21 protein-coding genes are annotated in these 23,904 nt (G+C 70.2%); 7 read left to right on the top strand and 14 right to left on the bottom strand.

The features are described from left to right. Position 1: 1 nt before the first annotated feature. From AB0J97_RS39895 to AB0J97_RS39875, 5 genes are read right to left on the bottom strand one after another with little or no spacing between them, the layout of a single operon-like run. The gene (locus AB0J97_RS39895) at positions 2–1,474 is read right to left on the bottom strand and encodes a hypothetical protein (RefSeq protein WP_364099024.1); all 1,473 of its coding nucleotides are present in this window, start codon (positions 1,472–1,474) and stop codon (positions 2–4) included. 20 nt (positions 1,475–1,494) lie between these two features. Then, positions 1,495–2,205 (bottom strand): ABC transporter ATP-binding protein, encoded by a 711-nt coding sequence (locus AB0J97_RS39890; protein ID WP_364099021.1) that lies wholly within the window; start codon positions 2,203–2,205, stop codon positions 1,495–1,497. After that, positions 2,202–3,041 carry an ABC transporter permease subunit gene (locus AB0J97_RS39885; RefSeq protein ID WP_364099018.1) on the bottom strand — a complete coding sequence of 280 codons (840 nt, stop codon included), beginning with the start codon at positions 3,039–3,041 and terminating at the stop codon, positions 2,202–2,204. The genes AB0J97_RS39890 and AB0J97_RS39885 overlap by 4 nt, the downstream gene beginning before the upstream one ends. Continuing rightward, positions 3,038–4,033, bottom strand: coding sequence for an ABC transporter substrate-binding protein (locus AB0J97_RS39880; RefSeq protein ID WP_364099015.1), 996 nt, complete (start codon positions 4,031–4,033; stop codon positions 3,038–3,040). The genes AB0J97_RS39885 and AB0J97_RS39880 overlap by 4 nt, the downstream gene beginning before the upstream one ends. After that, complete coding sequence (locus AB0J97_RS39875) at positions 4,026–5,000, bottom strand: ABC transporter substrate-binding protein (protein WP_364099012.1); 975 nt, start codon at positions 4,998–5,000, stop codon at positions 4,026–4,028. The genes AB0J97_RS39880 and AB0J97_RS39875 overlap by 8 nt, the downstream gene beginning before the upstream one ends. Positions 5,001–5,126: 126 nt before the next feature. Here AB0J97_RS39875 and AB0J97_RS39870 point away from each other — a divergent pair, with 126 nt between their 5' ends. Continuing rightward, a complete protein-coding gene (locus AB0J97_RS39870; RefSeq protein WP_357700211.1) occupies positions 5,127–5,900 on the top strand; it encodes an IclR family transcriptional regulator in 774 nt (257 codons plus the stop codon). Between the two features lie 97 nt (positions 5,901–5,997). Here the strand turns inward: AB0J97_RS39870 and AB0J97_RS39865 are convergent, their stop codons facing one another. Further along, on the bottom strand, positions 5,998–6,822 hold the full coding sequence (locus tag AB0J97_RS39865; RefSeq protein WP_364099008.1) for a helix-turn-helix transcriptional regulator: 825 nt from the start codon (positions 6,820–6,822) through the stop codon (positions 5,998–6,000). Between the two features lie 138 nt (positions 6,823–6,960). Between AB0J97_RS39865 and AB0J97_RS39860 the strand changes: the two genes are divergently transcribed. Continuing rightward, positions 6,961–7,686 carry an alpha/beta hydrolase gene (locus AB0J97_RS39860; protein ID WP_364099005.1) on the top strand — a complete coding sequence of 242 codons (726 nt, stop codon included), beginning with the start codon at positions 6,961–6,963 and terminating at the stop codon, positions 7,684–7,686. A gap of 1,005 nt (positions 7,687–8,691) precedes the next feature. Here the strand turns inward: AB0J97_RS39860 and AB0J97_RS39855 are convergent. The 5 genes from AB0J97_RS39855 to AB0J97_RS39835 form a co-directional block, all read right to left on the bottom strand. Continuing rightward, positions 8,692–9,957, bottom strand: coding sequence for a hypothetical protein (locus AB0J97_RS39855; RefSeq protein WP_364099002.1), 1,266 nt, complete (start codon positions 9,955–9,957; stop codon positions 8,692–8,694). 155 nt (positions 9,958–10,112) lie between these two features. Then, positions 10,113–10,250 (bottom strand): hypothetical protein, encoded by a 138-nt coding sequence (locus tag AB0J97_RS39850; RefSeq protein ID WP_364098999.1) that lies wholly within the window; start codon positions 10,248–10,250, stop codon positions 10,113–10,115. Positions 10,251–10,807: 557 nt separating this feature from the next. After that, positions 10,808–10,972, bottom strand: a complete 165-nt coding sequence (locus AB0J97_RS39845; protein WP_364098996.1) for a hypothetical protein — start codon at positions 10,970–10,972, stop codon at positions 10,808–10,810. A gap of 50 nt (positions 10,973–11,022) precedes the next feature. Further along, complete coding sequence (locus tag AB0J97_RS39840) at positions 11,023–11,835, bottom strand: alpha/beta fold hydrolase (RefSeq protein WP_364098993.1); 813 nt, start codon at positions 11,833–11,835, stop codon at positions 11,023–11,025. A gap of 849 nt (positions 11,836–12,684) precedes the next feature. Continuing rightward, positions 12,685–12,864 (bottom strand): hypothetical protein, encoded by a 180-nt coding sequence (locus tag AB0J97_RS39835; protein ID WP_364098990.1) that lies wholly within the window; start codon positions 12,862–12,864, stop codon positions 12,685–12,687. A gap of 146 nt (positions 12,865–13,010) precedes the next feature. Between AB0J97_RS39835 and AB0J97_RS39830 the strand changes: the two genes are divergently transcribed. Next, complete coding sequence (locus AB0J97_RS39830) at positions 13,011–16,862, top strand: hypothetical protein (RefSeq protein ID WP_364098987.1); 3,852 nt, start codon at positions 13,011–13,013, stop codon at positions 16,860–16,862. A gap of 236 nt (positions 16,863–17,098) precedes the next feature. Here the strand turns inward: AB0J97_RS39830 and AB0J97_RS39825 are convergent, their stop codons facing one another. Next, on the bottom strand, positions 17,099–17,602 hold the full coding sequence (locus AB0J97_RS39825; protein ID WP_357700240.1) for a recombinase family protein: 504 nt from the start codon (positions 17,600–17,602) through the stop codon (positions 17,099–17,101). A 66-nt stretch (positions 17,603–17,668) separates the two neighbouring features. Continuing rightward, positions 17,669–18,256, bottom strand: a complete 588-nt coding sequence (locus AB0J97_RS39820) for a helix-turn-helix domain-containing protein (RefSeq protein WP_364098984.1) — start codon at positions 18,254–18,256, stop codon at positions 17,669–17,671. A 104-nt stretch (positions 18,257–18,360) separates the two neighbouring features. On the opposite strand from AB0J97_RS39820, the gene AB0J97_RS39815 reads away from it, so the two are divergent. Beyond that, positions 18,361–19,833, top strand: coding sequence for an MFS transporter (locus AB0J97_RS39815; RefSeq protein WP_364098982.1), 1,473 nt, complete (start codon positions 18,361–18,363; stop codon positions 19,831–19,833). A 676-nt stretch (positions 19,834–20,509) separates the two neighbouring features. Here the strand turns inward: AB0J97_RS39815 and AB0J97_RS39810 are convergent. Next, a complete protein-coding gene (locus AB0J97_RS39810; protein ID WP_364098979.1) occupies positions 20,510–21,232 on the bottom strand; it encodes a TetR/AcrR family transcriptional regulator in 723 nt (240 codons plus the stop codon). Between the two features lie 77 nt (positions 21,233–21,309). On the opposite strand from AB0J97_RS39810, the gene AB0J97_RS39805 reads away from it, so the two are divergent. The 3 genes from AB0J97_RS39805 to AB0J97_RS39795 all read left to right on the top strand — a co-directional run. Continuing rightward, the gene (locus AB0J97_RS39805; protein ID WP_352364639.1) at positions 21,310–21,624 is read left to right on the top strand and encodes a DUF1330 domain-containing protein; all 315 of its coding nucleotides are present in this window, start codon (positions 21,310–21,312) and stop codon (positions 21,622–21,624) included. 255 nt (positions 21,625–21,879) lie between these two features. After that, entirely contained in the window at positions 21,880–22,344 is a 465-nt protein-coding gene (locus AB0J97_RS39800; RefSeq protein WP_364098976.1) for a hypothetical protein, read from the top strand. Next, a partial coding sequence (locus AB0J97_RS39795) for a tetratricopeptide repeat protein (protein WP_364098973.1) occupies positions 22,341–23,904 on the top strand: 1,564 nt, incomplete at its 3' end. The genes AB0J97_RS39800 and AB0J97_RS39795, both read left to right, overlap by 4 nt.

Below are 23,904 nucleotides of genomic sequence, written 5' to 3'. Positions count from 1 at the left end.
GTCAGATCTTTCCTAGGGGTTCAGCGGAAACGGGCGGCGTCCGGGTCGGCCGCGGCGACTGGCCCGTCTCGTCGAGGAAGCCGGGCGGCGGCAGGTGGTACGGCGGCTCGGCGCCGGCCGGCAGGAGCGCGGGCTCCCGCTCGCGGGAGTCGAACTCCGCGCCGACCGCCGCGAGCGTCTCGGGCTGGTCGACCAGCGTGACCGCCGCCGTGGCCAGGTAGCGGGCGGCGGCCAGCAGCCCGGCGTGTGCGATCGGGGTGCCGGTCGCCGCGGTGGCCGCCCACGAGTGCAGGGGCACCCCGAGCGGCACCACGGCCGCGACCAGGCTGAGGTGCGGCGCCGTCCAGCTCACCTCGGAGGTGTCGCTGGACGGGCCGCCGAGGTCAGGACCGGCGGGCGGGCGCAGCGGCAGCACCTCGCCGGCCAGGCCGGCGGGCGGCCGGCCGATCGCCGCCTGCAGCCGCCGCGCGAACGCGTGGTCGGCGTCGGTGAACACCGGCGGCCCCAGCTCGCTCATCGTGTGGTGCAGCAGCTCGGCGCCCGCCCGGTTGCCGAGCCCCTGCCGGATGGCGGTGACCAGGCGGTGCTCCAGCCGGGTCCCGCTGCCGGCGGCGGCGGCGTGGGCGCAGGTCACGACCTGGTCGTAGAGGGTCCTGGCGGCGGCGGCCGTGGACTCGCGGACATAGACCCAGACCGTCCGCAGGTCGGGGGTGACGTTGGGGGCGCCGCCGCCGCTGATCGTGTAGCTGACGCGGCCGGAGGGGGAGACGTGGCCGGCGCGCAGGCGCTCGACCATCTCCGTCAGCAGCAGCGCGCCGTCCAGGCCGCTGCGGGTGCCCAGCGGGTTCGAGCCGTGGCCGGGCGAGCCGAGGAAGGAGAACGTGGCCGAGTACAGGGCGCTGGTGACGTCCCAGCCGGTGCCGGTGACGGGGGCGGGGTGCCAGTCGAGGAAGGCGTCCAGCCCGTCGTAGGCGCCGTCGCGCACCGCGTACGCCTTCCCGACCAGATGCTCCTCGCCGGTGGACGCGAACACCTTGATCGTGGCCCGGTTCCCCAGTGCCGTGGCGGCGGCGATGGCCGCGCCTGCCGACGCCGCCGCCAGGGCGTTGTGGCCGCAGCCGTGGCCGGGGCCGTAGGCGGGGGCGTACTCGTCGCCCTCGAACGCGACCGGCTCGTGCCGGGCCGCGCCGGCCCGCTGGGACAGGCCGGGCAGGGCGTCGTACTCGACGTTGAAGCCCAGCACCGGCCCCCGGTCGCCGTGGGTGGCGACGAACGCGGCAGGCAGGCCGGCCGTGCCCCACGCGATCGTGAAGCCGTGCGCGCGCAGGAGCGCGGCGGTGGCCAGGGCCGAGCGCCATTCGCGCAGCGACGGCTCGGCGTAGGCCCAGATCCGGTCGGCGAGCCCGGTCAGCGCGGCGGCGTTCTCGGCGATCCAGCCCGCCGCCGTCATGGCCCTGCTCACGGCCCTGCTCACGGCACTGCTCCCGGGCGCCGTCATGGCGCCGCTCCCGCGGGGGCGTCCACGCCGAGGTCGGCGAGGAGCCGGCGGCGCAGCTCGACGAAGTCGGGGTCGGTGCGGTCGCGCGGCCGGTCGAGCTCGACCCGCGCATCGGTGACGAACGTGCCCGCGCGCAGCACCGCGATCCGGTCGGCGAGCAGGATCGCCTCCTCCACGTCATGCGTGACCAGCACCACGGCCGGGCGGTGCCGGGCGCACAGCTCGGCGATCAGGTCCTGCATGTGCAGCCGGGTCAGGGCGTCCAGCGCGGCGAACGGCTCGTCGAGCAGCAGCAGTTCCGGCTCGCGTACCAGGGCCCTGGCCAGCGCGACCCGCTGGGCCTCGCCGCCGGACAGCGTCGCGGGCCAGGCGTCGGCATGGCTGCTCAGCCCCACCTCGGCCAGGGCCGCCAGGCCCTTGGCACGGGCGGCGCGGCCCTGCCCGATGATCACGTTGGCGAGGGCACGCTTGGACGGGACGAGCCGCGGCTCCTGGAAGACGACGGTGCGCACCGGCGGCACCAGCACGCTCCCGCCGCCGGCCGCGTCCAGCCCGGCCAGGATGCGCAGGAGCGTGGTCTTGCCGGTGCCGCTCGCGCCGAGCAGCGCCAGGAACTCACCGCGCCGCACGTCCAGGTCCACCCCGTCGAGCACGGCCCGCTCGCCGAAGACCTTGCGCAGCCCCCGGGTGCGTACGGCGAGGCTCATCGGATCGTCACCGCCCTGCGCCAGGGCATCGTGACCCGCTCGGCCAGCCGCAGGGCCAGGTCGGCGGCGAGCCCGATCACCGCGTACAGCAGCACGCACAGAGCGAGGATGTCGGTGCGCAGGTAGTCGGTGGCCCGGGCCATGAGGTAGCCGAGCCCGGCCGTCACGTTGATCTCCTCGGCGGCGATGAGCGCGATCACGCTGAGCGTGGTGGACAACCGCAGCCCGGCGAAGATCGACGGCAGCGCGCCCGGCAGCACGACCTCGCGGGCGACGGCCAGCCGGCCCAGTCCGAACGAGCGGGCCGCCTCGACGACCTTGCGGTCCACGTTGCGCACCCCGCTGGAGACGTTGATGTACATGGGGAACGTGCAGGCCACCCCGATCAGCAGGATCTTGGACGCCTCCTCGATCCCGAACCAGACGATGAACAGCGAGGTCAGCGCCAGGAACGGGATGGCGCGCAGGGCCTGCATCGAGGAGTCGACGAGCTCCTCGCCGAGCCGGGTGAAGCCGGAGACGACGCCCAGCGCCAGCCCCGTGGAGGCGCCCAGCAGCAGGCCGAGCCCGGCCCTGGTGACCGACACGCGCAGCGCCTCGGGGAGCTGGCCGTCGGCCCACAGCTCGCCGAAGGTGTCGACGACGTCCTGAGGGCCGGCGAGCACGTCCTGGGTGAGGGCGCCGGTGGCGGTGGCCGCGTACCAGGCGGCGAGCAGCAGGACGGGGCCGGTGGCGCGCAGCGCGAGCGTGACGGCCGGATGGCGGCCGGACGAGCGCGGCGGCTGTGGCGCGACGAGCCCTTCGACGCCGGTCTCCGCGTGAGTGGCCACGCTCATGACCGCGCGCTCCCGAGCGTGTTCACGTCCACGACGTGCTGGGAGACGTCCAGCGGCGCGGTGAGCACCTTCTGGTCGAGGAAGAACCTCGCCACGTCCTGATATTTCGTGATTTCGGCGGCGGTGACCGCCTGGACGGGCCTGCCCTTCTTCTGGATGCCGACCACGAGCTCCTTCTGCTCGCCCTGCACGGCCTGCGGGCCGGTCTGGGTGAAGACGTTCAGGTACGCCGCCGGATCGGCGATCTCCTTGGCGCTGCCCTCCTTGATGAACGCGAACAGCGCCTTGACCACCTCGGGATGCTCCTGCAGCAGCTTGTTGGCGGCCACGTAGATCACGTAGTTGTCCGACTTGATCGCCTCGCCGTCGGCCAGGACGCGCGCGCCCAGTTGGGTGACGGCGGGGATGAGGAAGGTGGAGAAGGTGGACCAGGCGTCCACCTCGCCCGAGCCGAAGACCGGCGCGGTCTGCGGCGGCGGCAGATAGACCCGCTTGACCTTCTCGACCGGCACGTCGAACGTCTGCAACGCCTTGAGCAGCAGGTACTCGCTGGTGCCGCCGTGCCCGACGGCCACGCTGCGCCCGGCCAGATCGGCCACGGACCTGATCGGCGAGTCCTTCTTCACCACGATGCCCTCCCCGGCCAGGTCGGGCGGGACGGTGGCGAAGATCTTGAAACTGGGCTTGACGGCCAGCGCGGTGACGCCGGAGGTGATCGAGCCGGTGGCGATGTCGAGCGAGCCCGCGTTGATGGCCTGGGCGGCCGGGGCGAACACGGAGAAGTCCCCGGCCCACTTGACCTTGGCGTTGACCTTGGCCAGGGCCGCGTCCAGGCTGCCGTCCTTCTTCGCGACGGCCAGGAAGCCGCTGTTGCCGGGGTCGGAGATGCGCACGACGACCTGCTCCTGGCCGGCGGCGGTGGTGGTGGTGTCCGGGCCGCCGCAGGCCGTGGCCAGGAGGGCGAGCGGAAGGGCGAGCAGCAGCTTACGCATGGGTGACTCCTTGGAGCGGGGTGTGGTCGGCCCAGGCGGCGACGTCCACGGGTGATTCGAGGAAGCCGTGGCCGCGCAGGAAGCGCTCCTGCTCGGCCAGCAGGTCGAGGCGTTCGGCGGACAGGTCGAGGTGGAGCGAGGCGCCGGGGCGGTAGGCCGCGGCCACGCCGGTCGCGCCGGCGCCGGTCTCCGCGCCCAGGATCCTGGCCACCTCGGACGGGTGCGCGGCGGCCCAGTCCGCGGCGCGCAGCAGGACGGCCAGGAAGCGGGTGACCACCTGCGGATGCTCGTCCAGCAGGCGCTGGTGGACGGTGATCGGGCGGGGGGTGCCGTTGTTGATCCGCGCGCGCCGGTCCGGCACGGCGTCCAGGTCGATGCCCACCTCCGCGCCGTGGCGCAGGGCGGCCTCGACGGCGAGCGCGCCCTTGACGTAGACCGCGTCCACCCGGCCGGCGGCCAGCGCGGCCAGCTCCGCCTCCCACTGGCCGCCGTCTGGCTCGGCCTCGACGTCCACCAGTTCGGCGTCACCGAGCCCGAGCCCGGCCAGGGAGAGCGCGCCGTGGAAGCCGCGCAGGGCCATGGCCCGCCAGAAGTCGATGGCGATGCGGTGCCGGGGCGCCGCCAGCCGCAGGCCCTTGAGCTGCTCGGGGCTCTCCAGGGCGGTGCCGCCGCGCACCAGCACGACCTGCCGCTCCTCGATCCAGGTGAGACCGATGAGCCTGGTCGCCTCGCCGCGCGAGCGCGCCCACAGCGCCGGTACGTTGCCGCCCTCGCGGAACAGGCCGGTCAGAGCGTGGGTGTAGTGGGTCTCGCGGGGCACGCCGGGGTCGTCGTCCTGCAGCGAGCGGACCTCGATCCCGTCGCCGGCGAACTCTCCCGCCAGCCAGCCCTGGTCGGCCGCGATGCCTGTGGCGGTGGGGACGGGACAGCGGGTGAACCAGATGGCGTCGAGTGCGGCTGTGGTCATGGGCCAGAGTTTGCTTGTAAATTGGTAGGGAATGCAAAGATTGTCCCGCGATGCGGGAAGCGTTCCCGGCTGGACCGGCTTCCACCTGGTCCCCGATCTCCCTACTCGGAAGACGGAGTTTCCCGCATGGCAACAGACGACAGCGTCCAGTCGGTGCGCAGGGCGATCGGCCTGCTCGGCTGCTTCGGGGGCGGTGACGCCTCGCTCGGCCTGTCCGACCTGGCGCGCAGGATGGGGCTGTCCACCTCGACCACCCACCGCCTGGCCAGGACGCTGGCCGCCACGGGCTTCCTGGAGCAGGAGGCGCGCACCGGCCGCTACCGGCTGGGGCCGTCCATCACGGAGCTGGGGCAGCTCTCCTTCCACCGGCGCGGCCTGCACCGCATCACCCCCGAACTGGCCGAGCTGGCCCGCATCACCTCCGCCACCGTGGACCTGGCCGTCCGCAACGACCGGCACGCGGTCATCCTGAGCGGCGGCTCGCTCAACCCCGACAGCGGCGCCGGGCTGCGCCGCCCCCTGCACTCCACGGCGCTGGGCAAGGTGCTGCTGGCCTGGGACCCGGAGGGCAGCGCCGACCTGGAGGCGCTCGGCCCGCTGCCGGCGCTGACCGGCCGCACCATCGTGGACCACGCCGAACTGCGCGAGGAACTGGTCCGCGTGCGCGAGTCGGGGTATGCGCTCAACGACGGGGAGTCGGGCGACGGCATCCGCACCGTCGCGGTGCCGGTGCTCGACCGGCACAACCACGTCCGCTACGCGCTGGCCGTGCGCTCCACGCCGCTGGTCATCAGCGACGCGCGGATCGACTGGTTCGCCGCGCACGCGCGGGCCTGCGCCCGCGCGCTGGAGGTGCTGCTGATCCCACCGGCCGAGCGCCGCCTGCGCCCCTCCGCCTGAGCCACGGCAGGCGGCGCCGGCCGGCGGTGGTGACGCGCAGGCCGAACTCCAGCGGCGGATGCGCGCGGCCGAGCCGGTCGGCGAGCCTCCGGGTGATTTACGGGGAAGGCGTGACGGAGGCGAGGAGCGCCAGCTTCTCGGCGCTGTCGGTGCCGGGGTCCGGGTGCAGGACGATGAGCGTCTGGCCCGCCGCGCCGCTCACGCCCAGCCTCTCCCGGTTCAGCCACAGCTCACCCACCTGGGGATGGTCGAGGCGCTTGGCCGCGCCTTCGCACGTGTTCACGTCGTGACGGGCCCAGAGCCTGCTGAACAGCGGGCTGGCGAGGGAGAGCTCGCCGACGAGTTCGACGAACCGGGGATCGTCGATGTCGGCGCCGACGGACTTGCGGAAGCCGGCGACCATGCCCTGCGCGGCGTTCTCCCAGTCCGGGTAGAGAGCCTGCTCGGCGGGGTCGAGGAACACGTCCCGCAGGCGGTTGCGCCCCGCCGCGAGCCGCGGCGACAGGGTGGTCGCCGGCGCGTTGGCGGCCAGGACGTCGAAGGAGCGGCCCTCCACGTACGCGGGCAGCGCGAGCGCGGCGACGAGCTTGGCGATGCCCGTGGGAACGCTCTCCTTGCGGGGCCGCCGCCGTCGCCGCCGGGGATCGCCCGTCCCGAGGCGCAGCAGATAGGCCGTCGCGTCGTCGTCGAGCCGCAGCACGCGCGCGAGGGACACCAGCACCTGCGCGGACGGGTTGCGGTCGCGGCCCTGCTCCAGGCGCAGGTAGTAGTCGGCGCTGATGCCGGCGAGCATCGCGACCTCCTCCCGGCGCAGGCCCGGCACCCGCCGTACGCCCACGGAAGGGATGCCGGCCTGCTCAGGAGTGACGAGCTCCCGGCGGGCGCGTACGTATTCGCCCAGAAGGTTGGATTCGCCGCCCATGCGCACCACGGTAACGGCGCACCTCGGCGCGTGCCTGGCCCCCTCACCCCCAGGATCGTGAGGGCTCTGGCTGCGCCGGCGGACGAGCGGAAACCTCACTCGGGAACGAACACCCCTTTGATGAGCAAGGAGCCGCACATGTCAACGTACGTGCTGGTACACGGGGCCTGGCACAGCGGACGATGCTGGGAGCGGGTGGTCCCGCTCCTGACCTCGGCCGGGCATCAGGCGGTCGCGCCGTCGCTGACCGGCCTCGGTGACAAGGCCCATCTGCTCGGCCCCGAGGTGGGACTGGACACCCACGCCGGCGACATCGTCGAGCTGATCACCGCGAACGACCTCACCGACGTGATCCTGGTCGGCCACAGCTACGCCGGGCTGGTCATCTCCTCCGTCGCCAACCGCATCCCGGAACGCATCGCCCACCTGGTCTACCTCGACGCGATGGTCCCGGAGGACGGCGAGAGCGCGGTGGACGTGCAGCCCGTCACCCGGGCCCTCATCGACCGCGCCGCGCAGTCCGGGACCGGCTGGCGGATCCCGCCGATGCCCGAGCTGCCGCCGCCCCTGGGCCTGTTCGGGGTCACCGACCCGGCGGACGTGGCCTGGCTGCGGGCGATGCTGTCGGACCAGCCGGCGCTCTGCCTCCAGCAGCCGGTCCGGCTGGACAACGCCGTCACGCACGCGATCCCGCGGACGCACATCCACTGCGTCGCGGGCGTGCCGGAGGGCATCACGCGGCGGCCCGTCCCGGCGACGCAGCCCAACGGCAGCCCCGCACAGGTGTGGGAGCTGCCGACGGGCCACGACTGCATGATCACCATGCCGGACGAGCTCACCGAACTGCTGCTCAAGCTCGCGTGACCCGGTGACCCGGTGACCCGGTGACCCGGTGGCCCGGGTCGGACCGGGATCGTGTCGCCGCGCCCGGCGGCGACATCGGCTGGAGTGCGGGGGAGGGGCCGGACTCGTCGCCGAGGCGCCGAGCTGTTCCAGTGGTGGTACGACCAGGTGCGGTGGGAAACCCTGTCCGAAAGCGGTCACGGTCGAAGGGTGATCTCCCGTGCGCAATCGTCTCTTATGGAGACAAGGCGGCACATCGCCAAGCACTCGGGCAAGGTTCTGGCAGTCGCGAACGCCTCCACCGACCCGGGCGCACGCGTGGTGCAGTTCGCGAACCCGGTCATGACGAGAACGAGCTCTGGCTGCTCAAGGCCGTCCCCTAGCGCCGGTACGCGGAGTTCGGTTGCACGGGGTGGTCGGGTCCCAGGAACTGCGGCGTGAGGGAGAGCCGGTTCGGAGGCGATCGCGCTGCCTGCGCGATCACAGGCGTCCAAGGACGCAGAGATCCTGGTGTCGCGGCGTCAGTTGGCTGTTCTCCGGCGCAAGGTCGCCGTGCCCCGGCCGTCGTGGGCGGACCGGGCCATCATTTCCGCGCTCGCGCGACTCCTGTACCGACGCCGCCGAAGTCACCTGTTCGTCACCCCGCGGACGCTCCTGCGCTGGCACGCCGACCTGGTGAGGCGACGTTGGACCTACCTTAAGCACGGGCCGGGACGGCCACCGATCCCGACCTGCCATCCGCACTCTGGTGCTGCGCCTGGCCGCCGAAAATCCGGGCTGGGGATATCTGCATCGCTGGGCAGATCGCAGTGCTGGGCCGCTGTGGCACGTACGGCCGGAAAGGCACGGTGAAGGCGCTCCTGGGGAGGTTGTGCTGGCACCACAGCCCATCACCGTCACGATCACGCCGAGCGCTGTGGCGGCATTCCACAGTCGTCCCCACGGGTGACACCCCTCAAGAAATGGAGCTCCTACGCTCCCTTCCAGCACGCCCTGACTACTCGCATTTTCGGTGTTTCCTCATGATCAGAGCGCAGGACATGGGTTGTGGGGGCCTGGATCGCCAAGTCCATCCGGCCAGCCCACGCCACCGGCGATCTTCGCCCACGTCTCCGGAGTCACCCGGAGAGCACGCAGGGCCGAGTCGGCGCAGACGTCACGCAGAGGATCATCGCTGATCCCGCCGACCTGCCACGACATCACCCCCCACCCGGCCGCCGCGCTCATGGCCACCCCGCCGTCGGCGCTCAACGCCACCGCGCCCACCGGGCCCGGCGGCCCGGGCAACTCGGCCAGCAGCACCGGACGCAGCCGGTCACGCAACCCCCACCAACCGACCCTGCCGCCGTCCTCGCCCGTCACGGCGCCACTCCCGTCGGACGTCAACGCCACGCCGATCATCAGGCTCCGCACCCCCGGCAACGTCGCCAGCCGCCGCGGCCTGGCCGGATCGCCCACGTCCCACACCTTATTCCCCGTCACCGCCGTACGCCCATCGGCGCTCAGCGCACCCGCCCCCCACGGCACACCCGGCCGGGTCAGCACCCCCGCCTGAACCGGACGCGCCGGATCGGCCAGGTCCCACACCACCGCCTTGTCCTCGCTGACCGTCAACGCCCTGCGCCCATCGGCGCTCAACCCCGCCGACAACACCGCCGACGCGTGCACCGCCGACGGCCGCCGGAGCTGCCCGCCGGCCGCGTCCCAGAAGACGACCCCGCCGCCGTCGAAGCCCGCCACGGCCCTCCCGCCGTCCCGCGACAGCGCCACCGCGCTCACCGGCCGCACGCCATCACCCGCCACGACCATGCGCGAGCGGGAATGACCGCCCATCGCCCACACGCGCACCGAACCGTCACGACCACCGATCAGGCCGGTGCGGCCATCAGCGGTGAGCGCCACCGCGGAGGCGTCCAGGCGATCCTGCAACGTGCTCGACGCGGTCACCAGCAGGCCGCGCCCGGGAAGCCCCTGAGGCGCCAGCTCCCACCGGACGACGCGCTCGTGCGCGTCCGCCGACAGCGCGATCCGCCCGTCGGCCGACAGCGCGAGGTCCCGCACGTCGCTCGCGCCCGGCAGACTGCCCTGACGCCCGGCGAGCAACGTGCCGGTCAGCGCGGCCCGCGTACCGGCATCGGCGTGCAGCTCGACCGCGGCCGCGCCCACGAGCCGCGCGGCCAGGTCATCGACATCACGCAGCCTCACCCCTTGCAGGGCCAGGTCCCTGGCGGTGGCGATCCTGGCGCTCTCACGCCCGTCGGCCACCACCCAGGCCAGCGCTACCAGCAGCACGCCTGTCAGCAGGATCAGGCCAAGACCTGACCACGGCCCACCTCGTGCAGCACGTTGATTCGTCATTCCTCGCGCCATCTGCAAGTAGTCGGGGCGGGGCTCAGGTCCATCGACCGCAGGATCGGGAAGTTGGTCACGTCGAACGTGAGGGTGACTTACTCGCCCGGGTTGCTCTTGCGCAGCTGGTTCCATTTCTTGTTCTCCCAGCTGACGTCATGGTCGAGCAGGATGTTCTCTATGGCGGACAACCCCTTGCAGATGTCGCCGACCACGCCCTTGTACCGTCCGACCACAGGAATCTTATCGACCCACGGGAATCCACTGACCACGTCAATGGTCCCACAGACACCGTTGACCGAGCCAGGCTGCTTGTCCCGCAGTACCTTCTTCTTATCCATATCTGCGTGGGGGAGTAGCTCTGGTAGCAGTGCTCCTCGTACTTGTGCTTGGGGTTCTTGAGGCAGGTCTCGATCGGCCTGTCGTCATATCCAGCCCGCTTCGGGTGGAGAATGCACTCGTTCGCGTCGGCGTGCAGTTTCGCGCATCCTTGGACCTTTCCGGTTTCCACGATGCATTCGAGGTGAATGAGCCCTCCTCCGAAGCAGGTCTTCGGATCGCCTCCTCGGACATGGCAGTTGGCCAGACGGGGGGCCGACTGCTTGTAGCCAGTCCGCCCCGACGGCGCCCAGCCGTTTCGTTCGAGCCGTCCTCGCCCTTGGTGTACAGGTTGCGGCATGTCACGTACACGACATTTCCTTCGATGCAGGCGGAGCGTCATGTCCCGCCGGCCCGGCACTTCTCGTAAACCGGGTCGGCGCCATCGCATCTGTTGCCGTTGTGCCGATACTCCTCACACACCCCTGGGGACGGCATCCTTCTCGCACTGCTGTGTCGTTTTCTTCGTCCCGAACACACACTTCTCGAAGCCCTTCTTGTTGAGGTTCTTCTTGCATTTGTCGTACTGAGTCTTCTTCGGCTTGGTCGTCTTGTGGCCGTCGGGGTCGGTGAGGGGCAAAGATTGTCGTTGGCATAGGTGGAGCGGTTGAGCTGGACAGAGGAGCTTCCTCACTCGGCCGTGTGCGTGAGGATCGCGTCGGCCAGCTCCTGGTGGGTCTCCAGCGGCAGCGTGTGCCCCATGCCTGCCACGATCGTCAGCCGCGCCCCAGGGATCTGCTCGGCGATGATGGCGCCGTGACCCGGTTTGACCGGCTCGTGGCTGCCCTCGATGACCAGCGTGGGCGCCTTCACCCGGTGGAGCACGCCCACCGGCTCGAAGTCGGGGCCGGCCGCTGCGGCCAGCCGGTGGTTGGCCACCGCCGACAGGTCGCGGGCCCGGTCGTAGATGCGTTCCTGCAGCCGGCGGGCCGCGTCCTCGTCGAACGGCAGCCCGGTGCCGTGCAGCACGCGCTGCTCGGCGATCATGCCGTTGATCAGCGCGCGCCGGTCCTGCGGCGGCGGGGCGGCCATCAGCGCGCGGAAGAATTCCACGAACTCCGGCGCCGGCTCCGGCAGGCTGCCCTCGGACTGCGGCTGCCCCGTCAGGGCCCGCATGAGCACCTGGCCCTCTCCGCCGCCGAGTGGCGAGGAGGCGATGACGGTCAGCGAGCGCACCCGCTCCGGCGCCTCCACGGCGATGAGCTGGCCGAGCAGCCCGCCCGCCGAGTGGCCCACCAGGTGCGCGCTGTCCGAGCCGTGGGCGTCCAGCACGCGGTAGACGTCGTTCTTGATGTCGTCCCAGGTGTACGGCTCGGCCGCGAAGTCGACGGTGCCCGACATGCCGGTGTCGCGGTGGTCGTAGCGGATCACCCTGCGGCCCCCGGCGGTCAGTCGGCCGACGAACTCGTCCGGCCACAGGATGCCCTGCGACATCGAACCCATGATCAACAGGATTGGCGCGTCGGTCTCGGCGCCGAACTCTTCACTCCAAATGTTCACGTTTTGCATGTCTCCCGGCGTGCCGTCCCTGGTGACCGGCGCATTCCGTAGAACTACCGGTGACGCCGGACCCGTACGGGGAGCCGATGCCCAGCGTGCTGATGTTGAGTTTCAGGAGTTTCCGAATTGAATTCGCCCTGGTCTGGGGGCCGCGGAGCGGGCGTCCGGCAAGGCGTGGGGGTGTGAGGCCATGGGAAGAGCACGCGTAGCGGGCTGGTGGAGGCCGGCCGCTCATCGGGGGAGTGGCCCGTCACGTCAACGAAGCCGACCTGCTCGGTGGCGACGAATACAAGGGCGATCAACCCCCTGTACAGCGCGCCACTCGCGCCCAGCCCGGCAAGGACGCGTAGCAACTTCCTCCGCAGCCAGCCTCGCCTCGAGGTGCGGCAGTCCGGGTGAGCCTTCGCTGAAGGTCCCGACGAGCCATGGGCCCCTGGAGCTTGGCCTGACTATCGGCGGCTGCTGCCGCACGCCCTCACTGTCCGACCTGCGGATCCGACTGACTGCGGCCCGTTTCTGCCGTATTCCGGTGGCACCCCATGTTCGGTAGGTATGAATCTGAGGATGCGGCAGGGCGGTCAGGTGCGCTGCTGGAACCCATCGACGTCGGCTGCGACCGGGTCAAAGGCGGGTGCAAGGTACTCGGCGACAGCCCGGAGGCACCACGCCGTCACCTCGGGGGCCCGCTCCGCCTCGATCTCACTGTCGAGGTGGGCGCCTGTGATGCGCTCGGCGTCGGCCGGCGGTGTTCAGGGCGTGGCCTTAGGTGCCGCCGTCGGGGGGAGCCGGCCGCTAGCGCTCTGGTTGAGGTGGGGGCTGCTGGGATGAGTCCTGCCGGTGCAGGAGTTCGCGTAGCGCCTCACGTACGGGGATGAGGGCGCGGAGGAGGTCGGTGAGGGCGGGCGGGATGCGGGTGGCGGTCTGCAGGAGCAGGACGGCTGCGCCGATCGTGGTGAGGATCGTGGTGGTCATGACGTTCACGGTCGGGTCCGGCGGTGTTCGGGCGCATCCGGTATCGCACATTCCCAGGAAACGGCAGATAGGAGAGCATGGGCAGCTCTACGATCCGAATGGAACCGAATAGCCGAACCGGAAAGACGCCTCCAGCGGGAGAGTTGATGGCCGACCCGGCCAGGATCAACAGTCGTGCGGACCTGCACGCGGCGCTGCGCCAGCTGTTCGAGGAGTTCGAGGGCAGCTACCTGCATGTGGCCACTGCGGCGGGTATCGGCGTGGCGACGGTGCACGACATGGTGCGTGGCAAGAGCTTCCCGCGGTGGGCGAACCTGCGTAAGGTCCTGGGGGCCGTCGGGATCGCCGTAGCCGACCTGGGGGCCTGGAAGCAGGCCCACGCTCGCGCCGAACGCGCCGACGACGGGTGCCCGTACCGAGGTCTGGAAGTCTTCGAGCCTGAGCATGTGAAGTACTTCTGCGGGCGCCGGGATCTGACCCGATTGCTGTGGGATCGGGTATCGGCGCAAATCGGGCGAGACGGGCCGCTGCTGGTGACCGGGCCCTCGGGAGCGGGCAAGTCGTCGCTGTTGCGGGCGGGTCTCATCCCCTCCGCCGGCAAGGAATGGCCAGAGGGTCACGTGATCCTCACGCCGGGCGGCACCTCCGTCCACTCCCAGGCCGACGACCCCGTCCGGGTTCTCGCCGACAAGTTCTGCGGCCAGGACGATCCGGACGACGTACGAGATCGCCTGGCCGGCAAACCTGCCCTGCTGCACGATCTGCTGACGCGGGCCCGGTGCAGGCTCCTGATCGTCGACCAGTTCGAGGAGCTCTTCAGCACCTGCGCCAACGCGGATGACCGCCGGATTTTCGTCCAGGCGCTGCACGCGGCCTGCAGCCCCGCGCGCGGGGCGCCTGCGGCGGTGGTGGTGATCGGGATGCGCGCCGATTTCTTCGGCCACTGCGCCGCCCATCCCGAACTGGCGCCGGCCCTCGCCCGTCCGCTCGTGGTCGGGCCGATGACCACGACGCAACTGCGCGAGGCCATCGAGAAGCCCGCCGAACGCGCAGAACTCACCCTTGAGACAGGGCTGGCGGAGCGGATCGTGGAAGACCTGGGAGCCGCCTCCACCGACGACACGGTTCTCCCCGCGATCTCCAGCGACCCCGGCGGCGTCCTGCCACTGCTGTCACACACCCTTCGCGCCACATGGGGGCACCGCGAGGGACGCAAGCTCACCCTGGCCGGCTATCAGGCGACCGGCGGGGTCAGCAAGTCGCTGGCCCGCACCGCCGACACCGCGCTGGACACCGTGGGGCTGGCCCATCGCGACCGCGCCCGGAGCATGCTGACGCGGCTGGTCCACCTCGGAGAGGGGAGCGAGCCCTCGCGCCGCAAAGTGGCGCTGACCGAGTTGCTCGGGCCCGAGGACAGTGCGGGATATGAGGCGGCCCGTCAGGTCCTCGACCGGTTCGTCGAGCACCGGTTGGTGACGGTGAACTGGACCGTGGACAGCGAGCGAGCGGACAGCACGGCCGAGTTCACCCACGAAGCGCTGATCCGGGCCTGGAAGCAGCTGCGCGACTGGATCGAGGAACACCGGGACTCGCTCCTGGTACGCGAGCAGCTCGACCGGGACGCCCGCGCGTGGGCCGGCAAGGGCCGCGACGCGGCGTACCTGTACCGGGGCCTGCGGCTGGCCAGTGCACAAGAGGCCAGCAAAGACGACGGTGACAGGCTCGGCAACGACGCCCGGGACTTCCTCGACGCCGGCACCCGGCAAGACCAGGCCGAGCGGGACTCAGTCCGCCGGCGCGCCCGCAACCGCACGATGCTGAGCGCAGTACTGGCCCTCCTGCTCATGATCGCGATCGGAGCAGCCGGGACTGTGATCGTTCAGAACCGGACCGTCTCCAAACAGCGTGACGAGGCAGTCGGAGCGCGGGCCGCCAACCTCGCCGCGGCGATGGCGCCTACCGACCCGATAATCGCCAAGCAGCTCGGGGTGGCGGCCGCGACCCTGGCCCCTGAAGCGTTCGAGACCAGGAGCACACTGCTGACGCTGTACAACCAGGCCGAGCTGTACACCTATCGCCCCCCAGGGGTTGACGGGAGCTGGCGCACCGATGGCGATGACACCGGCCGTCTGCGGGTCTACGCCCGGGGCAACGAGGTGAAGGTCGCCGACGTCGACGCGCGGAGGGTGATCCGGTCGTTCACCTTCCCCGGCAGGCCTTTGGACACCCGGCTCTTCGCCGGGCCCGGGCTCAGCGGCGACGGCAAAGTCCTGGCTCTGCTCCGGCAGGACCGCACCATCGCCCTGTTCGACACCGCGACCGGACGGCCGCGGCCGGTGACCTTCCGCGCCCCCACGGTGTTCTTCGGCCTGGACACCACAGGCGAACACCTGCTTCTCTCGGAGAGCGACGCCAGCGGCCTGTGGGACACCTCCTCCGGCGAACGCCTGGTGGAGATCCCCTACCTTCTCGGGTCGGCCGATATCACCCCAGATGGGAAGCATCTGGTCACCCCGCACGAAACGTCGCTGGACTTCTGGGACCTGCGCACCGGCCGCAAGGCACGCACCTTGCGGCTCGTCACCGGCAAGGAACGCATCTCAAAGATCACGCTCAGCCCCGACGGCAAGCTCCTCGCCCTGACCCAGGGCAACCGGCTGGGGGTCGTCCCCTTCACCCAGCTCGGCCCCTCCCAGGTGAAGTGGCGGACGATCCGCAAAACCGGCGGCACCAACGAGGGGATCATCTTCAGCTCCGACAGCAGATACGTCTCCTTCAACGGCGTCATCTGGGACACCAAGGACCTCTTCACGTGGGGAAGCAACGACGACCAACCCATCTACATGTACGCCAACGCCAACTGCTTCCACTACGCGTTCGGACCCGGTGACCGCACCCTGCGCTGCCTCGAGGACTCCGGAGGCGGTACCACGACTGTCGTCTCTCTCGCCGCGATCCTGGACCCGGTCACCTTCCACCCCGATCCCTCCGGCCTGGCGGTAAGTGACATGCTGATGTTGGGTGACAACCTGGTGTTAAGTGACGACGGCTCAACTTTGGCTCTCGTCAACGACGCTGGAGAGCAGGTGGAGATCTGGGATCCCATCAAGGTGGTGCGCCGCAACACGCTGCACGTCAGCGGTACCGACTACCAGCTGTCTGAAGACGGCCGACTCCTGGCGGTCAGCAACGGAAACAGGGAGATACAGATTTGGGACGTGGCTTCGGCGACCAAGAAGACCACCCTGACGGGCCTGCCCCCTCTGGGCGAGTCCCGCTTTGCGTTCTCACCCGACGGTAAGACCTTGGCCGTGCTCACTAAAGCCAGCAGGGATGCATCTCTGCTGGAACTGTGGGACATCGTCTCGGGAACACGGCGCGCTGCGGTTACCGGACAGTTCCCCGCCGGGACCTATGGGCCCTTCAGCATTCAGATGGTCTATCCGATCCTGTTCAGCCGCGATGGTCGGATGGTCATCTCCGCCCCGGACCAGGGCGTCGTCGAAACCTCCACCGGCAAGCGGCTGGTCCCACCCAACTCCGGCGTGAGTGTCCCCATGGCGCTGAGCGCGGACGGAATCCTCGCGGACAACCACTACAACGGCAAGCTCACGCTCTGGGACAGCAGATCGCTCCAACAAGTGGGCACGCCGAGCGTCGGCGGCTCCCCTGCGGCCTTCTCACCCGACGGCCGCCTGTTGGCCGTGGCAGACGCAACCGACCAAATCCAGCTGTGGGATGTCACCGCCGGCCAGCCCCTCGGGCTCCCGCTCAGCGGCTTCTTCCACCCGGAAGATCCCCTCGGGGACAGCTCACTCAACTCGCTGGCCTTCGCCCCGGATGGGTCGGCCGTGCTCACCATCGACCGCGCCCGTCTCCGCACCCACCTCATCGCGCCCGACAAGATCAAAGCCGCGTTGTGCGCCCAGTCCGGGCCTCTGTCCGAAGCGGACTGGAAGACCTTCATACCCGAGATCCCTTACCGCCGGACTTGCTGATCGTCATGCCAGGTGAGCCCGAACGATCCATCATCGTGGTGGACGCACGCTCGACACCACCCGGCACGGCAGCTCTTGGCCTACCCGCGACCTGTGAAGGCCCGCCTCCAGCGGGCCAGCGCGTCGCCCACTGCCTCCACGGCAGCCGCGGGCGCGCGGGACCGTCTCGCCGCTTTCCCCGCGAAAACCTGGCATTTCTGCGACACCTGCCCCTCGTCAGGCTCTGGAACGACGACCTACGCATCCTTGGCGTCTGCGAGGGTCTTGTGGACGACGCCGACGGAGACCTTCACGCCGGCGGCGATGGTGCGGATGGATTCCCCGCGCTGGCGACGGGCGAGAATCGCTGCGCGTTTGTCGTCGTCGACCACCGGGGGGCGGCCGCCGACCCGGCCGCGGCGGCGGGCCGCCTCCAGGCCGTTCTTGGTCTTGCGGACGATGTCGCGGCGCCGGTCCTCCGACAGGGCCAGGGCCAGGTCGAGGATCAGGGAGCGCTCGGTGTGCTCGCCGGCCGCGATGCCCTCCAGCACCTTGACCGCGATACCGCGCTGGAACAGGTCGTTGAGGACGATGAGCCCTTCCAGGAGGTTGCGGCCGAGCCGGTCGACCTCCTGGACGGTCAGCATGTCCCCACGGCGGATGTAGGACAGCGCGTCCAGCAGGACGGGCCGGTCGTCGGTGGCGAGCTTGCCGCTGATCTTCTCCTCGAGCACCGGTGGTGTCCAGCGCGACCAGCTCATGTGGATCCGGCGGGTCTGGCGCAGCAGGTTCTCGTAGGTCGCCGCGGCTCAGTCGGAAGCAGGCACTTAGGTCGTCTCATCCACTCGGCAGCGGAGCCCGTCGAACATGACGGCCAGAAGTCGATCACGATGTGCGGGGGTCCGCTCCGCCGCCCAGGCGACTGAAGCGATCAGGGAGAAAAGGGCAGAAGCGTCAATATCGGGTCGGATCGTCCCCGTGTGCTGGGCTCTGTCCAGTAGTTGCGCCCCAGCGGCCTTGACGGCTTGGCAGGTGGCGTGGAGTTCGGATGCGGGGTCGGCGAGGCTGTCGACGAGAGCGTCGACCAGGCCGCGATAGGCCATGGCGTGCTCGACCGCGGCCGTCAGCCAGGTGGCCAAAGCTTGGTGCGGGGATGGGGAGGCGAGCAGCTCATCCGAGCGGGCTTTCAGGCCGCGCAGGCTTTCGCCCAGCAACGCCTCCAGTAGTGCCTGGCGGGTCGGGAAGTGCCGGTAGAGGGTCACGTTGCCGACGCCGGCGGTGCGCGCGATGTCGTTCAAGGAGGCGCCGACGCCGTGCTCGGCGAAAGCCGTCCGGGCGGTCGTCAGGAGCCGCTCGTAATTGCGTCGCGCATCTTTGCGCCCTACGGGCCGGGCCTGCGTTGATCGGTCCGCCACGGGAACCCTCCACATATTTGCCAAAACGAGGAACCTCCTCATATCTTAGCTCAGCACAAGCGAGGAACTTCCTCGTTTCTTTGGGTTCCATTCTGAGGAGTGCCATGACCGAGCAGAGCACGCACGTGGCAAGAGCGGGATCCGGGCCCGCCGGTGCCGCCCGACAGCAGCGCCACCCCGGTCTGGTGCTCGCCATCGTGCTGATCTGTCAGACGATGTTCATCCTGGACACCAACGTGGTGAACATCGCCCTCCCCGACATCCAGCACGACCTCGGCTTCTCGGCGGCCGGCCTGTCCTGGGTGCTCAATGCCTACATGCTGGCCTTCGGCGGTCTGCTGCTGCTCGGCGGTCGCATGGGCGACATCGCCGGCCAACGGCGGGCTCTCATCGGCGGGGTGGTCGTCTTCACCGCCGCCTCACTGGCCGGAGGGCTGGCCACATCGGCTGGGACGCTGCTGGCGGCCCGTGCCGGTCAGGGGATCGGCGCCGCCATTGCCGCACCGACCGTGCTCGCCCTCATCACCGTAGGCTTTCCGGACCCTGCACGCAGGGCGCGGGCACTGGGGGCTTATGCGGCAGTCTCCGGTTCCGGCGCCGCGATCGGGCTCATCGCCGGTGGCATGCTCACCGACTGGATCTCCTGGCGGTGGGTGCTGTTCATCAACGTGCCGATCGGCATCGTCCTGCTGACCCTGGCCCCGCTGTTCATCACCGAGACCGATCGCCACCCGGGCCGCTTCGACGTGGCGGGTTCGCTGACCTCGACGCTTGGCATGACCGCGCTCGTCTACGGCTTCATCCGCGCCGCCGAGCAGGGCTTCGGTGACGTGGTCACGCTCGGCGCGCTCGGCGTGGCCGCCATCCTGCTGGTCCTGTTCGTGGCCGTCGAGTCCCGTGCCCGGCAGCCGATCGTCCCGCTGCGGCTGTTCGCTGACCGCAACCGTGCCGGCGGCTACGTCGTGCTGCTGTTTGTCCTGGCCGCGGGCAACGGCATGTTCTTCTTTCTCACCCAGTTCCTGCAGCAGGCCCGCGGGTACAGCCCACTGCAGGCGGGGTTCGCCTTCGTGCCGCTGGCCCTGGTGATCCTTGCGTCCTCCGGTGTGGCGGCCCGGCTGCTGCCGCGCCTGGGTGCCAAGACGCTGATCGGCGTCGGAGCTGGGCTGATCAGCCTGGCTCTGCTGTGGATGACGCGGCTGACGCCCCAGGCCGACTACGCCACGGCGCTGCTCGGCCCCATGATGATCGCCGGTCTTGGCATGGGCATCTTGCTGGTGGGAGCAACCACCGTGTTGTCCTCCGGGATCCGAGCCGAGGATGCCGGCGCCGCCTCCGGCCTGCTCAATGTCATGCAGCAGATCGGCGGCGCGCTGGGGCTGGCCATCCTCGTCACGGTGTTCGGCGCGGCCACGCGCGCTTCGCGCGGACCGGCCCACCAGGTTCTCACTGAGGGAGTCACCGAGGCATTTACCGTCGCAGCCGCATTCACCGCCGGCGCAATCCTCCTGGCCCTGACCATGAAGAACCGGCCGGCTCCCACAGCCGAATCCGCAGCCGCGGAGGAGCTCACCCGATGACGTAGGAAGCAGCCTCATCTGCGCCAGTGATGAGATGCGGGAACGGGACCCAGTGCACGTTCTCCGTTCCGCCACACTCTGCCCCCCGACTCTGGGCAGCAGCGGCTCCGCCTGAATCCGAGGGGTGCGCCCGCTCTTCGGCGAGGCGGACTGGCGCGCGACGCCACCCACCAGATCGGAAGTGCCGATTCGCCAATTGGCCCGCGAAGAGGATCGGAACGGCCAGTAGCGACTCAGCCGTGTGGTGACTCTGACGACTGGACATCGTCGGGTTATGGCTGATCAGCGGGCCGCCGGGGTGACGGGTCGTCGCGCTCCAGCCACTGCACCGCGGCGAGGGATTGTTCCTCGGTGAGCCCGGTCGCGTTCTGTAGGTCTCCGGTCGAGATCTCGGTCCGGTTGTCCCGCCTGGCGACTTCAAGCGCGCGAAGGAGTTTCCTGGCCCCTGGTTCGGCGTCGATGCAGGGCCGGGCGGCCGCTTGGGCGTGGAGCTGCCTCATGTGATCGGCGGAGCAGGCGACCACCATCCGCCGTCCGTCCCAGGCGGGTTCGGTGGCGTGGGTCGCCGAGGAATCGGGCACGAGCCCGTACCGGCGGTGTTCTCCCGAACGTGCCCCCAGGGCCAAAGTAGCTGTGCGTAGCGAACCGTCACTCTTATGGCGTGATCAGACGTGGCTCAGCTCAGGCCCAGCGACCTGACCAGGTCGAGCATTTCGGCGCGGTGCAGGGCGGCCGGGTTGCCTGCTACGGGGTGAATGTGGCCGTCGATCTCCAGGGCGACCAGGCCGTGCATCCGGCCCCAGACGCGCAGCGCGAGGGCCGCCGCCGCGGGCGGCACGTCGGGGAGATCCTCCTGGATCTTTGCGGCGTAGTCCGGATGGAGGTCGGACCAGGAGGTGTCTTCGGGCTGGTGGCGCCGGGCATGCGGCCACGAGGCCGCCACCAGGCGGGTGAGCTCGCGGCACACACGGCGGGCCGTCTGGTCGACCGGCCCGTCCTCGGGCGGCTGGTAGCCCGGGACGGGGTGTCCGTAGAAGAGCCGGAAGCTCTCCGGATGGGCCAGTGCCCACTCTCTGAGCGCCCGACCCCAGGCCATCAGCCTGCCACCGGGGTCGGTGTTGGGCACCGCGTTGCTGGCGGACTCCAGCGCATCCGCGAGCGAGGCGGCGATCTCGCTGATCAGTGCCGTGATCAGGTCGTCCCGGGTGGGGAAGTAGCTGTAGATCGCGCGCGCGGTCATCCCCATCTCGCGGGCGATGCCCCGCAGCGAGATCGCTCCCGGGCCGCCTTCGGCCATCTGCCGCAGCGCGATGGTCTTGATCTCCCGGCTCGTCTCCACCCGCAGCCGCTCCCGGCGGCTCATCATGCCCCCGGCGCGTTCGCTCTGTTCGATGCCCACCTTGAACAGGTTACAGGGATGCGTTAGCCTTCGGCGGGTCAAAAGTACACGCCGTGTCCGAATGAAACGGAGTTTCCATGCCTGCTTACGTCATCGCCAACGTCGATGTGCTCGATGAGGAGGCCGGCTGGGCCTACGCCCCCGTTGCCCAGCGGTCGATCCTCGACCACGGCGGCCGCTACCTGGTCGCGGGCCCCGTGCCCGAACCCGCCGAGGGCACTTGGGCCTCCTCCCGGCTCCTGATCATCGAGTTCCCCGACATGGACCGTGCCCGGCAGTGGTACGACTCCCCTGAGTACCGGCGGGCCAGGCAAATCCGAGACGGCAAGGCCCGCGTCGGGCTGCTCTTCGTCGAAGGCTCCCCACCCGAAGGCTTCACCCTTCCCTCCTAGGAACTCTCCGGTGGAGGTGACCCCCGTGCGCTTGTCAAAGGCCGTTGGTGGACTGGTCGACGCTGCCGAGCGCGTTCTGCCGACCCGCCGAGCGGGCCCTGGGGGTCGGGAACATCCGACGAGCCGCAAAGTAGCTGTCCGCGATGGCGGTGACTGTGTGCTCGCAGAAATGACCGATTCGCAGAAGCTGGGGAGGGCCGGTAACGCCTTCGCCACTTCTGGTCCACTACCGCCCGTTCGGGGCACCCTGGAAACATGACGAAGACGTCGCCCGAGGCGGGACATGCGCCGGGTTCGCGGTCATGGCGGGTCGTGGCGATCGCCGCAGTCGTGGTGCTGGCAGTCTGCCTGGCGGCCGGGGTGCTGTGGTTCTTCGCCGATCCACTGCACTTACCCGACCAGGTGCTGCAGGTACTGGATCAGCGGGCCAGCGTGGTCGGCATGTTCACCGGCATGGCGCTGGGGGCGGCCGCGCTGGTGGTCGCCGTGGTGGCGTTGCGGGCGCAGTTGCGCGCCGAGCACGCCCCGGCACAGGCCGAGCAGCAGACCACGCCGCCCACAGTGTCGGCCTCGGGCGAGCGGGCGGTCGCCCTTGACGGCGGCAACTCCGGCATCATCTCCACCGGTGGCGGCGCGCGGAACGTGCAGATGCGGGCCGAGGCCTCCGGGCAGGGCCGGGTGTACCAGGCAGGTGGCGACCAGACCATCAACGAACGATGACCACCCCACCAGACGATCCCCAAGAGCTGCTGGACATCCAGATGGACGGCACCGCTCGTGAGCACGGCCGGGTGTACCAAGCAGCTCACAACCAGATCATCAACCACAGCGAGCACCACCACTATCCACCTGCGCCGGAGTCGGGCCAGATCGTCGAGGGCGACATCCCGCAATGTCCGCCCGGCTTCCAGCCACGCGAGCAACTGCTGCAGCGCGTGGCCGGCCTGCTCGGCGATCCCGCGCCCGGCCAGAGCGGTCAGGTGGCCGGCGGGGCAGCGGTGATCTGCGCGATGGCCGGAACCCCCGGGGTGGGCAAGACGATGCTGGCCGCCTCCTACGCCTGGGCATGCCAGGCCGCGCGCTGGCCAGTCATCGCCTGGATTGCCGCCGAGACCACCGACCAGCTCCTGACCGGCCTGGCCGCCCTGGCCGAACGGCTCGGCGAACGCAAGGCCGACGACGACGCCACGGCCGCCGCCGAACGAGCCAAGAATTGGCTGGCCGCCACCACCCGGCCGGCACTGCTGGTGTTCGACAACGCCACCGACGCCGCGGCGGTGCGCCGCTGGTGCCCGGCCACCGGCGCCACCCGCGTGCTCATCACCACCCGCAACCGCGCCTTCCTGCGCCTGTTCCAACCCGTTGAGGTCGAAGTCTTCACCACCGCCCAAGCCCACGCCTTCCTGCGCCGGCGCACCGGCCTCGAGGACGCCGACGATGTCGCCCAACTGGCCGGCGAGCTGGGATGCCTGCCACTGGCGCTGGCCCAGGCCGCCTCCGTGATCACCCGGCTGGGCCTCAGCTACAGCGACTACCTGAACCTATTGCGTGGCTTCCCCGTCACCGAGTATCTGCCCGCCCAGCACGGCGACGCCTACCCGGCCGGCACCGCCGGGGCGATCCTGCTGTCGGTCACCCAGGCCGAGACCGCACTACCCCAGGCCCACGACCTGCTGGAGATGCTCTCGGTGCTGTCTCCGGCCGGCGTCCCCCTGGAGGTCCTGCAAGCCTGGAGCACCCCCGACGGCGAGCCGCTACAGCTACGAACCCTGCTGGCCGACCTGGCCGATACCTCGCTGATCGCCTTCAGCGAGGACCATTCCGCTATCTTGGTGCACCGCCTGGTCCAGCGCGTCCTACGCGACCGCGCCGCCCACCACGGTGACTTTGACGCCATCCTGAGCCGGGCCACCAACCTGCTGCACGCCTTCAACACCACCCTGCCCGACGGCGTCCACACCTGGGCTGCACGCGGCGCCGTTGAAGTATTCATCGAACAGACCGATGCTCTCTATCGGCATGCCCACCTCAAGGACGGTCCTTCTAGCGAGCTTTTGGAGCTTTTTAGTTGGTGTAGCCACTACCTGTACGCACTGGCCGACCTTGCTCGTGCGGTCGCCCTGCGGGAGGTGACGGTTGCCGATCACGAGCGGATGCTGGGCGCCGACCACCCCTCAACCTTGACCTCCCGCAACAACCTCGCCTACACCTACCAGGCGGCGGGGGACCTGCGTCAGGCCATCTCCTTGTACGAGGCCACACTCGCCGATCGGGAACGGG

Origin of the sequence: Nonomuraea sp. NPDC049607, assembly GCF_040675375.1 — a bacterium.
Classification (GTDB): Bacteria; Actinomycetota; Actinomycetes; order Streptosporangiales; family Streptosporangiaceae; genus Nonomuraea.
This window is presented reverse-complemented; position numbering and strand designations above follow the sequence as displayed.